The sequence below is a fragment of the Aestuariimicrobium sp. Y1814 genome, assembly GCF_050113895.1.
Lineage (GTDB): Bacteria > Actinomycetota > Actinomycetes > Propionibacteriales > Propionibacteriaceae > Aestuariimicrobium.
In genome coordinates this window covers 1-9686 of the sequence record NZ_JBNJRW010000024.1, presented here as the reverse complement: position 1 = coordinate 9686, position 9686 = coordinate 1, and the positions used below count along the sequence as shown (strand labels likewise).

General features: G+C 66.5%; 8 protein-coding genes and 2 pseudogenes. 9 read left to right on the top strand and 1 reads right to left on the bottom strand.

What is annotated here, in order from left to right; genetic code table 11:
* From ACQE3C_RS15180 to ACQE3C_RS15145, 8 genes and pseudogenes are all read left to right on the top strand, one after another.
* Positions 1-575: transposase (locus tag ACQE3C_RS15180; RefSeq protein WP_434539652.1), on the top strand; the 575-nt coding region annotated here is incomplete at its 5' end.
* A gap of 286 nt (positions 576-861) precedes the next feature.
* Complete coding sequence (locus tag ACQE3C_RS15175; RefSeq protein ID WP_042540849.1) at positions 862-1740, top strand: class II fructose-bisphosphate aldolase; 879 nt, start codon at positions 862-864, stop codon at positions 1738-1740.
* Complete coding sequence (locus ACQE3C_RS15170) at positions 1737-2510, top strand: HAD-IA family hydrolase (protein ID WP_292679902.1); 774 nt, start codon at positions 1737-1739, stop codon at positions 2508-2510. Before ACQE3C_RS15175 ends, ACQE3C_RS15170 begins: the two co-directional genes overlap by 4 nt.
* Before the next feature lie 18 nt (positions 2511-2528).
* Positions 2529-3170 carry a dihydroxyacetone kinase subunit DhaL gene (dhaL, locus tag ACQE3C_RS15165; RefSeq protein WP_434539965.1) on the top strand — a complete coding sequence of 214 codons (642 nt, stop codon included), beginning with the start codon at positions 2529-2531 and terminating at the stop codon, positions 3168-3170.
* A 51-nt stretch (positions 3171-3221) separates the two neighbouring features.
* Positions 3222-4217, top strand: coding sequence for a dihydroxyacetone kinase subunit DhaK (gene dhaK, locus ACQE3C_RS15160; protein WP_434539964.1), 996 nt, complete (start codon positions 3222-3224; stop codon positions 4215-4217).
* Positions 4218-4222: 5 nt separating this feature from the next.
* Positions 4223-4390 (top strand): annotated as a pseudogene (locus ACQE3C_RS15155) (aquaporin); the annotation flags it as partial.
* Positions 4391-4523: 133 nt separating this feature from the next.
* On the top strand, positions 4524-4943 hold the full coding sequence (locus ACQE3C_RS15150) for a GlcG/HbpS family heme-binding protein (RefSeq protein WP_042540859.1): 420 nt from the start codon (positions 4524-4526) through the stop codon (positions 4941-4943).
* 334 nt (positions 4944-5277) lie between these two features.
* A pseudogene (locus ACQE3C_RS15145) lies at positions 5278-5446 on the top strand (helix-turn-helix domain-containing protein); the annotation flags it as partial.
* A gap of 147 nt (positions 5447-5593) precedes the next feature.
* On the opposite strand, the gene ACQE3C_RS15140 reads toward ACQE3C_RS15145, so the two are convergent.
* Complete coding sequence (locus ACQE3C_RS15140) at positions 5594-8437, bottom strand: beta-N-acetylhexosaminidase (protein WP_434539963.1); 2844 nt, start codon at positions 8435-8437, stop codon at positions 5594-5596.
* 56 nt (positions 8438-8493) lie between these two features.
* Between ACQE3C_RS15140 and ACQE3C_RS15135 the strand changes: the two genes are divergently transcribed.
* Positions 8494-9653 (top strand): IS3 family transposase gene (locus tag ACQE3C_RS15135; RefSeq protein WP_434539690.1). Its coding sequence is split into 2 segments (ribosomal slippage): positions 8494-8772 and positions 8775-9653, totalling 1158 coding nucleotides; the frame shifts between segments, so codons are not numbered across the junction.
* Positions 9654-9686: the final 33 nt, after the last annotated feature.

The following is a 9686-nucleotide window of genomic DNA, read 5'->3' as shown; positions in this document are numbered from 1 at the left end:
ACCTAGGTATCGATGCCCGCCGCCCGCTCACCGCGACCCAGATCGCCACGACCGCGGCGTGGCGCACCCGCGACGAAGAGCTCGCCACGGCCACCGCCCGTGGTGAAGCGATCCGGCTCGCCAAACGCGTCGCCGTCCTCGACGGCGAGCTCAAGGAGATCACCACGCGGATCACGGACCTGGTCCGGCAGAGCCCCGCCGGTGGCCTGCTCAACCAGCCCGGCATCGGCCCAGTCACCGCCGCCGTCGCGCTGACCGCGTGGTCACACCTGGGCCGCATTCGATCCGAGTCCGCGTTCGCCAGCCTCGCTGGAACCAGCCCCATCCCCGCGTCATCGGGCAACACCGTCCGGCACCGGATCAACCGGGGTGGCGACCGGCGCCTCAACCGAGCACTCCACATGGCCGTCGTCACCCGCATGCGAATGGACCCGCGAACCCGCGCCTACGTCGAGCGCCGTACCGCCGAAGGGCGCACCCTCCGGGAGATCCGTCGCTGCCTCAAGCGCTACCTCGCCCGCGACATCTACCGCCGCCTCAACACCGCCGCTCAGAATGAGCTCACCGGGGCTTGACAGACATAGGAGATTCAACGGATTGATGGAACACCTCCGCGGCACCGCCAGAGGCTTCCGCAACCTCACCAACTACATCGCCCGCTGCCTACTCGACGCCGGCGGCTTCAGACCCCTCATCCACTCTCTTCTGTGAAGAGCCCCAAAACTTTCCACATGATCTTACCTAGTCCCTCTTGTATAGAGTTGTATAGCCATGTACTCTGGACCATGAGGACCGGAACGAAGGATGTTCTGGCCGGAGCTCGCTGAGGCAGAGCCTGACACAAGTAAGTGAGATCGGACTATGGCCGTATCAACTCGTCGTCTCACGACGGGAGCGCGGAAGCACGGATACGCGGTTCCCGCTGTGAACGTCTTCGACGAGATCAGCATGCGCGCGGTCATCGCCGCAGCCGAGGAGAAGGACTCGCCTCTGATTGTCCAGATCTCGACAAAGACTGTTCGCACCTCGGGGACCGCTTTCATCACGAGCCTTTTCCAGGCGCTCACGCGGCACACATCCGTGCCGGTCGCGCTCCACTTGGATCACTGCCCGGACCGTTCTGTCCTCTCTGACGTCATTGCCGCCGGGTGGTCATCGGTTCTCTTCGATGCTTCTGACCGTGATCTTGCTGACGCAGAGCGTGAGACGACGGAAGTCGTCAAGGAGGCTCACGCAGCGGGCGTCGACGTCGAATCCGAGATCGAGAACATCCTCGGGGTCGAAGACGGAGTCGGCAGCGACGAAGCCCACCACGCGTATACCGTCGACCAGCTCGCAGCCATCGCGGAGCGCACCGGTGCTGACCTGCTCGCCCCGCAGTTGGGCACGAGCCACGGCCTGTTCACGTCCAAGCCGACCCTTCTCCCTGAGCGCGCCCGCGAACTCGCGCACCTCACGGACAAGGGAATTGTTCTTCACGGAGGAACCGGCCTTGAGCCGGCCGACTTCCGCGCCTTCATCGACAATGGCGTCTCCAAGATCAACATCTCCACAGCCGTCAAGCACGCGTACATGCAGGCATCGGCGGAGCATCTCGATTGGGCGCGCGCCAACAACCATTGGGATCCGCCGAAGTTGGTGACTGCCATCGGTGATGCTGTCACCAGCGTCATCGGTGACCACATCGAATGGTTCGGCTCCGATGGCACGGCAGCCAAGGCGAAGGCCGCCAAGCCGTGACTCGCGCCTTGATCTTCGACTGCGACGGAGTGCTCGCAGACACCGAGCGCGACGGTCATCTGCCTGCGTTCAACGACACCTTCGCGCATTTCGATCTTCCCGTGCGTTGGTCCGAAGAGGACTATGCCGAGAAGGTGCGAATTGGCGGCGGTAAGGAGCGTCTCGCCTCGCTTCTCACCAGCGACTTCGTTGCATCGGCGAACCTGCCCACCGATGAGGCTGCGCAGATCGACCTCGTCAAGCAGTGGCATCGGTTCAAGACTGACCGCTACACGGCGAAGGTTCGAGCCGGCGAGATGCCGGGGCGGCCCGGAATCGCCCGAATCGTGAATGCCGCCCATGACGCAGGATGGCTGCTCGCCGTCGCATCCACGTCCGCCGAAGAATCGGTGCGCGCTGTGCTGGAACATGCGGTCGGCGAGGACGCGGCCTCCTGGTTCCGTGTCTACGCAGGAGATGTCGTCCCAGCGAAGAAGCCGGCACCGGACATCTACCTGCTCGCTCTGCGGGACTTGAGAATCGACGCAACGGACGCCGTCGTCGTCGAGGACAGTCAGAACGGGCTCCGCGCCGCGGCTGCGGCAGGGATCGCCACCGTCGTGACGGTGTCCAGCTATACCGCCGATGAGGACTTCACCGAGGCGGCACTGGTCGTTGACAGCCTGGGCGACCAGCCGCAGACGCCAGCACACTTCCTTTCCAACCCGCGCGGCGTCGAGGAGACCGGCCAGGTCACTCTCGACACCCTCACTGCCCTCACCATCCGATAACCGAAGCCGAGGAACATCATGAGCAGCACCTTCAGCCAGGCGGGCGTCGCCCGCGTCGAGAGCGTCATCAAGCTCATCGCACAGACGTGCGTCGACAACGAGAAGTACTTCAGCGACCTGGACGCCGTCGCCGGCGACGGTGACTTCGGATACTCGCTCGCTCGCGGGTTCGAGAACGTCATCGCCGAGTGGGATGAGTACGACCGGTCGGATCTCAGCACCTTCATTCAGAAGGTCGCGACAACGATGTCCGGCCGCATCGGCGGTACGTCCGGCCCGATCTGGGGCACCGCGTTCCTGCGCGCTGCGATCTCCGTGAAGGACAAGAACGACATCACCCAGGCCGATGTGGTCGCGATGCTCCGCTCAGCCATCGAGGGCATCATGAAGCGAGGTGGCGCATCCCTGGGAGACAAGACGCTGCTCGACGCTCTGGTCCCGCTCACCGACGCCATCGAGGCGGACCTCGGTAAGGGTCTGGACGGCAAGGCCGTGGCTCAGCACGCCGCTGAGGCCGCGCGCGCCGCCGCCGAAGAGACCGCGAAGCTCGAGGCACACCGCGGCCGAGCGTCCTACGTAGGTGAGCGCAGCATTGGCTCCCCTGACCCCGGCGCCATCGCGATAGCGGTGCTCAGCGAGCGCGTCGCCGAGGCCTGGTAACGACTTACCCTCCCTCCATTACCCATCCGACACAAAGAAAGTGAGAACACAATGAAGAAGTTCATCAACGACCCGAAGGCGTTCGTCCCGGAGATGCTGAAGGGCCTGGCCCTGGCGAACCCCGACACGCTCACGTACGACCCGAAGTACAACCTCATCGTCCGCGCCGATGCGCCCAACAACGACAAGGTCTCTATCATCCAGGGCTCCGGCTCCGGCCACGAGCCCGCACACGTGATGATTGTCGGCAAGGGCATGCTGGACGCCGCCTGCCCCGGTGACGTGTTCGCCGCCCCGCCCACCGATTTCGTCGTCGAGGCCGCACGCCGCGTCAAGAGCGACAAGGGTGTGCTGCTGCTGGTGAACAACTACACCGGCGACAAGATGGCATTCGAAATGGCAGAAGAGCTCGCTGCCGCAGAGGGCATCAAGGTGCGCACCCTCTTCATCGACGACGACGTCGCGGTGAAGGACTCGCTGTACACCATCGGTCGCCGCGGCGTCGCCGGCAACTTCTTCGTCATCAAGGCCGTCGGCGCTGCCGCTGAGGCCGGCAAGGACCTCGACGAGATCGTCCGGATCGGCGAGAAGGTCAACGCCGTCACTCGCACCATGGGCGTGGCGCTCACCGCCTGCACCCCGCCCGCCAAGGGCGAGCCGCTGTTCGAGATCCGCGACGACGAGATCGAAGTCGGCATCGGTATCCACGGTGAGCCCGGCCGTGCACGTCAGAAGTGGGTCCCGGCGAACGAGATCGTCGACCTGCTTCTGGAGCCCATCGTGAGCGACATCCCCTACAGCAGCGGCGATGACGTCGCGCTGATGGTGAACGGTCTCGGTGGCACCCCCATCAGCGAGCTGTACCTTCTGTACGGCATCGCACACGAGAAGCTCGCGGCCCAGGGAATCACCCCAACCCGTAGCTATGTCGGCGAGTACTGCACCTCGCTGGACATGGCGGGCGCGTCCATCACGCTTGTCAAGCTTGACGACGAGATTCGCGAACTTCTCGAGGCTCCCGCGGAGATCCCGATCCGCACCTTCTGAGGAGCGCCATCAACCCCGCGCGCGACCTCGGGCCTCGCATCATTCACGCCATCCTCCCCATCAAGGGCAAGGGCACCTCCGACTGGGCGTACTCCTGGGTGCCCGTGGCCGGCCCGCTCATCGGAGGCGCGCTCGCCGCCGCGCTCTCCATCGCACTGCTTCCCGTCGCCTGACGGGAACTTTCAACCCCTCGGCCGGCCCATGTCTGTCAGGCCTTCATCGGGGCCGGCCGAGGCTCCACCCCAGTCGTCGCTCACGCGACGCCTAACACCCGCAACACCTGACCTTCAATGAAGAGGAGACACCATGTCGAACCCCAAGATCCAGGACACCATCACCCTTGAGGACGCTCGCCGCGTCATCGATGCCGCCATCGCGCGCGCTGAGGAGATCGGACAGCCCCAGGACATCGCCGTCGTGGACGCCGGAGGCAACCTCAAGGCACACGTGCGGATGGATACTGCGAACATTGGCAGCATCCACATCGCCATCAACAAGGCGTACACGTCCATCGCTTTCCAGACCCAGACCAAGGACCTCACCGAGGCAACGCGCCCGACGGGCGACCTGTACGGACTCAACGACGCTCACGGTGGCCGTATCGTCGTGTTCCCCGGGGGCATTCCGCTGGTCCGCGACGGCGTCATCGTCGGAGCCATCGGAGTGTCCACCGGTAGCATCGAGGAAGACCAGACTGTGGCTGAGGCCGGAGCCGCCGCACTCTGACTTCGGACCGCACGAGCTGGCGCCGACCCCTGTTGAGCGGTGTCCGATCTCACGAGAACCTCAACTCCACCCAGCCGTCAGCACAAGACGGCCAGCAAACGCTAGTCAATCGGGGTAGCGACGGTCGCCTCCCAAAGCTCGCCAGCCGGCAGTACGGCGTCTTCCAACGGTGCCGCCCGCACGCCCACGAACCCCGCGCCTGCATCGACACCGACTAGGTGTGATGTCCAGGGACGTTGTTGCGTGAATTGCGTGTGAGCTGTTGACGGGTGAAGGCCTCCCGTTGCGAGAGTGGAGCTGTCCAGGAACCACTTTTCTCACACAGGAGGCCTTCGTGTCCCACGCTAATGCTGCTCTCACTCCGCGCGCTCGTCTGCGCTTGGCCAAGCTCATCGTTGAAGACGATTGGCCGGTCCGCCGTCGCGGCGAAGATGTTCATGACCTCGCCGCCGACGGCGCGCAAGTGGGCGGCGAGGTTTCGGACCGAAGGGTCCGCGGGGATCGGGCAATTCTCGTGACTGCCGACAGCGGGATCCTCGCGGCCGGCCTGCCTGAGACTACGGATGCCCGCCGCTGATCATTAGTTCGCGCTGAACGCAACGGTCCCCGGCACGGAAGCCGTGCCGGGGACCAACGCGGTCGGTCAAGCCCTACTTGAACCTCACCATGTTGTTGAACACCCACTTGTCCACCTGGTGGAAGGTCGCAGCACCCGGGCTGGTGGCCTCCCACACGGTGCTCCAGATGTGGCTGCGGCAGCCATTGGCACCAGTGGTGGCAGTGTCGCACTCGGTGTACCACTCCCGGCCGTCCTCAGCCGTCCAGGCGGTGTTGTTCGCCAGGGGGTTGTCACCCCACACCGACCTGTCCAACGGCAGGTACGTGAGGTTGTTGAACGCCCAGCCGTGCACCCAGCGCGGCTCACCGTCGACCACACGCACCTGGCTCGCCCAGATGTCCGTGCGGCACCGGGTGGTCTGCGAGTACGGCTCGCACTCGGTGAACCACTCCCGCCCGTTGACGTTGTGGTAACCGGGCGTGGTGTACAGGTCCACGGGGCCGTCGCTGGTGGGCGCGGACGTGGGCTCCGAGGTGGGCGACGTCGTCGGCTCACCGGTGGCGGTCGTCGGCGGCGCGGTGACGGTCCGGGTGGCCGTCGCCGTCGAGGTGGCCGTCTCGGTCACGTCCACCGTGGTGGTCTCGGTGGGCGTGGTGGTGACCGTCGCGGTCGCCGTCGCTGTGACGGTTGCGGTGCTGGTGGACGTGGCGGTGGCCGTCACGGTTGCCGTCGCGGTGGCGGTGGGCTCCGCAGTCACGGTCACCGTGGTGCTCGGCGTCGGCGTGGGCTCGATGCCCGTGCCTTCACCGATGGCGAGCGCGACGTCGGTGGTGAGGGTCTCGCCGTCGGCGGTGACCGTCAGCGTGCCGGTGTAGTCGCCCTCGGGCAGGGAGTCGGCCAGCGTGAACCGGAACAGTCCGTTGACCTGGCGGCCGTCGAACTTGCCCGTGTCCAGCTGGAACGGACGATCCACGGAAACCTCCAAGGGAACGTCCGACCCGTTCAGCGTCAGCACCGCCGAGACGTCGGCCAGCAGCGTGGCGGGGATGGCCGCAACGGCCACCTCGACGGCGTCGTCGTCCTCGGTGAGACCCTCGTGGACCAGGGCAGCGAGGTCGGCTCCCCAGGTGGCGTCGCCGTAGTAGAAGTTGCGCCCCTGCGAGGTCAGCGACGTGGCGACGTCGACGAGACGCTCACGGAAGTTGTCGATGTCCTTCACGGCCTGCGGGCTCCACGCCACCTCGGCGGTGGCCATCAGCCGCGGGTACATCAGGAACTCGGCCGAGCCCAGCGAGCGCAGGTGCTCCGACCAGATTGGCGCCTCGACGCCCACCACCTGGTCGTCGCTGGTGAGGCCCATGAAGGTCAGCGGGTTCCAGTCGTAGAACGCGTTGATGCCGCAGCCGCCGCCGCAGGCCCAGCTGGGGCCGGTGATGCCGGTGCCGGGCACCTGCGGCAGGTACGCGCGGCTGGCCGGGGAGACCAGCGCCCGCCCGTCGTGGTTGTTCACGAAGTTCCGGGCCGAAGCGGTGTCGCCCGCCCAGTGCTGGACGATGGTGCCGTCGGGCAGCTGCTCGGGAGCGGTGCCGGCGGCCTCGTTCCACACGACCGGGATGGCGTCGAGGCTGGTGACGATCTCACCCGTGCGCTGCATGTAGGTGCGGTAGGGCTCGGCCCCGGTGTTGTGGGACTCGTCGCCGCCGATGTGGAGGTAGCGCTCCCCGGCCACGAGGCTGGAGTTCTGCGCCACGATCTGCTGGAGGACGTGGGTCAGCACCGTGTAGGTCACCTCGCTGCCCGGATCCAGGCTGGACTCCCCCACCGAGGTGGTGGTGTTGACCGGCGCGGCGACGGTGCCGTCGCGCTGGGCTGCCGGGAGGCCGGAGAAACTACCCGCGGTGTTCAGCTCCGGGAGGGCGTGCAGCATGGCGTTGGAGTGCGCCGGGCCGTCCACCTCGGGGACGATCGCGATGTGCTTGCTGTCCGCGTAGGCGATGATCTCCGCGAAGTCGTCGGCGGTGTAGAAGCCGGTTCGGCCGGGGAGGTCGGTCCAGTTGGTGGTGGCGACGGCGGTGCCGCCGGAGACGCTCGTCAGCAGTGAGTAGTCGATGGTGTCACCCTCCACTCGACCCTCGTTGCTGATGGCGATGCGCCAGCCCTGGTCGTCCGCGAAGTGCATGTGAAGGACGTTGAGCTTGTACTGGGCCATCTGGTCGATCATCTGCTTGACCTCGGCCACCGGGTAGAAGGAACGCGAGGAGTCCAGCATGAAGCCGCGCCACTCGTAGCGGGGGGCGTCGGTCACGGTGATGCCGGGCACCGTCCAGTCGACGGCGACCGTCTCGGGCGAGTGCGCCCACGGGCCCAGCAGCTGCAGCACCGACTGGGCGCCGTAGAACAGCCCGGCCTGGGCGCCGGCGCGGACCTCGACACCGTCGGCGGTCGCGGTGAGGACGTAGCCCTCGGGCTCGGTGATCTCAGCGTCGATCGCCAGCGTGATGCCCTGGCCGGTGGCCGTCACGGGGAGCTCGAACCCGGTGGAGGTGCGCAGCGTCTCGGCCAGCTGATTGGCGGTGGCGATGGCGTCGCCGGTGGCCACGATTGCGGCGTCGGAGGTGAGGACGTAGTCACCCTCGGTGCCCTCGGTCACGCTCGCGGGGGCGGGGACGACGGTGGAGCGGAACGGCTCCTCGGGCTCGATGATGGGGCCGTCGAGGGTGCCGAAGACCTGCAGCTCCCACAGCGCGGTGCCCCACGGGGCGCTGCGGCCGTGCGTGGTGACCTTGATGTAGCGGAAGCCCTCCACGGAACCGGTCCAGGTGGTCCAGTCGCCCTGGTTGGCCGGGCCGGCGCTCTCGGGCTGGATCTCGGTCCAGGCTACGCCGTCCGCGGAGCCGCTGATGGACCAGCCGAGCGGGTAAGGGGACTGCTGCACGAGTAGGTGACATTCGATCTGTGGGGCCGTGAGGTCCTGCTGGAAGGATGTTGACCATGCCTAGACCCCATCCGAAGGAGTTCCGTGACGACGTGGTCGCGGTGGCCCGTCGTGGCGAGGCTCCGATTGCCCAGATCGCGAAGGACTTCGGGATCAGTGAGTCGTGTCTGCGGAACTGGCTGCAGCGCGCTGATGTCGCAGACGGCCACCGGCTCGGTGTGACCACCGCGGAGTCGGCCGAGCTGCGGGAGTTGAAGCGCCGTAACCGGCTGCTGGAGCAGGAGAACGAGATCCTGCGTCGGGCAGCGGCGTATTTGTCGCAGGCCAACTTGCCGGGAAAATGATGTACCCGCTCGTGAAGGAGTTCGCTGCTGACGGGATCCCCGTCACGGTGACGTGTCGGGTCCTCAAGCTCGCCCGCCAGCCCTACTACCGCTGGCTCGCCCGTCCGGTCACTGCCAGGGAACTCGATGAGGCGTTTCTGGCGAACGCGTTGTTCGACGCCCACCACGATGATCCGGAGTTCGGCTACCGGCTGCTGGCCGATGAAGTCCGCGCCGCCGGCCACACCGGCTGCGACCGGCGGGTGTGGCGGATCTGTGCGGCCAACCGGTGGTGGAGCGTGTTCGGCAAGAAGCGCAGCACCAACGGGAAGAAGCCAGGCCCGCCCGCCCACGACGACCACGTACGGCGCGACTTCACCGCGTCCGGCCCGAACGTCCTGTGGCTGACCGACATCACCGAGCACCGCACCGGCCAGGGCAAGCTGTACCTGTGCGCGGTCAAGGACGTGTACGCCAACCGGATCGTCGGCTACTCCATCAGTGACCGGATGAAGTCCCGCATCGCGGTCGACGCCCTCGCCATGGCGGTGGCCCGCCGCGGCAAAGTGACCGGCTGCATCGTGCACAGCGATCGGGGCAGTCAATTCCGGTCCAGGAAGTACTTGGCCGCCCTGCGTCGTCACGACCTGACCGGCTCGATGGGCCAGGTCGCCTCCGCCGGCGACAACGCCGCCATGGAATCCTTCTTCGCCCTGCTCCAGAACAACGTCCTCGACCGGCGCCGCTGGCACACCCGCCACGACCTCCGCATCGCGATCGTGACCTGGATCGAACGGACCTACCACCGCCGCCGACGACAAGCCCGCCTGGGACGTTTGACCCCCATCGAGTTCGAGACCATCATGACCACACCGGCCGACCAAGCCGCCTAACCCAACCTGTCACCAAGACGTGCAGCAGTCCCA